The organism is Streptomyces sp. NRRL F-5650 (assembly GCF_000721365.1).
Lineage (GTDB): Bacteria > Actinomycetota > Actinomycetes > Streptomycetales > Streptomycetaceae > Streptomyces > Streptomyces ardesiacus.
The window spans coordinates 1-1326 of the sequence record NZ_JOGV01000125.1; the positions used below are offsets into that span (position 1 = coordinate 1).

A 1326-nucleotide genomic window follows, 5' to 3' on the forward strand; every position below is an offset into this window, starting at 1 on the left:
CGGTCGTGACCGAACTTCTCGTCGAAGGCGCGCTTGAGGTCGTAACCGTGGCGCGGCCCGGACTCCAGGAGTCCCAGGAGGGTGTGACCGATGGACATGACTCCGCACTATACACATCATGTATACGCGGCATGTATAGGTGAAGTGTGCAACCGGTGCGACCGGTTGGCGGGAATCCGCCCGCCCCTCACCTCCGGGCCGGTGATGACGGCCTTGCCGGCAGCCGCCCCGCGTGCGGGCCGCTCACGGCCGCTCCCGGGTGCGGCGCCGGCCGGCCGGCAGGGCCACCGGCTCCGGGCCGGGGACCACGGTGTTCGTCAGGGTGCCGATGCCCTCCACGGTCAGGGCGACGGTGTCGCCGGGCTTCAGCGGCGGCGGGGTCCGCTCGCCGCGCCGGCCCCACAGCTCGGCCAGACAGCCGCCGTTGCCGCAGGTGCCCGACCCGAGGACGTCACCCGGCACGACGCGGGTGCCGCGCGAGGCGTAGGCGGTCATCTCCTCGAAGGTCCAGCTCATGTTGGAGAGCAGGTCCTCGCCGACCCTCTCGCCGTTGACCTCGGCGGTCAGTGCCAGGCGCAGGAACCCCTCGGCGTCGCGGTACGGCTCCAGTTCGTCGGCGGTGACCAGGAACGGGCCGAGGGTGGTGGCGGTGTCCTTGCCCTTGCAGGGACCGAGGCCCACCTTCATCTCCGCGCCCTGGAGGTCCCGCGCGGACCAGTCGTTGAACACGGTGTACCCCACGATGTGGTCGCGGGCCTGCCCGGGGGTGAGGTCGCGGCCCTCCCGGCCGATCACCGCGCCCACCTCCAGCTCGAAGTCCAGCGCGGCGGAGCCGGGCGGTACCGGGATGCCGTCCCCGTGGCCGTGGACCGCGTGCGGGTTGGTGAAGTAGAAGACCGGCGCTGCGTACCACTGCTCGGGAACCCCGGCGACGCCGTCGACCGAGCGCCGTACGCCCTCGACGTGCTCCTCGAAGGTGACGAAGTCCCGTACCGAAGCGGGCCGCAGCGGGGGCAGCAGCCGTACCCGGGACACATGGGGGCCGGGCGGGGCGTCCAGGGCGGTCCGTCCGGCGGCGAGCAGTCCGGGCAGGCCGTCGGCCCGGGCGAGGAGGTCGGTGAGCGAGGCGACCCCGGGCAGCGGGCGGAGGGTGCCGTCGTCCTCCACGACGGCGACGTGGCGACGGCGACGGTGTTCGTAGGCGGCGAAACGCACGGTGCGGCTCCTGGGGGGGTGCCCCTATGTGTTTGGTCAAGGTCGAAGGCCAGTAGGTTCGTGTGGTTGGGGGCAGGCCGAGCCGTAGGGGTGTGCATGAGTGATAGCCAG

The 1326-nt window shown here is 72.3% G+C and carries 1 protein-coding gene and 1 pseudogene; both read right to left on the reverse strand.

Annotated elements, in window-relative coordinates; translation table 11 throughout:
• Window positions 1-98, reverse strand: a pseudogene (locus tag IG88_RS0137670) (PadR family transcriptional regulator); the annotation flags it as partial.
• Between the two features lie 145 nt (window positions 99-243).
• Window positions 244-1215, reverse strand: a complete 972-nt coding sequence (locus IG88_RS0137675; protein ID WP_031051367.1) for a fumarylacetoacetate hydrolase family protein — start codon at window positions 1213-1215, stop codon at window positions 244-246.
• Between the last annotated feature and the right edge of the window lie 111 nt (window positions 1216-1326).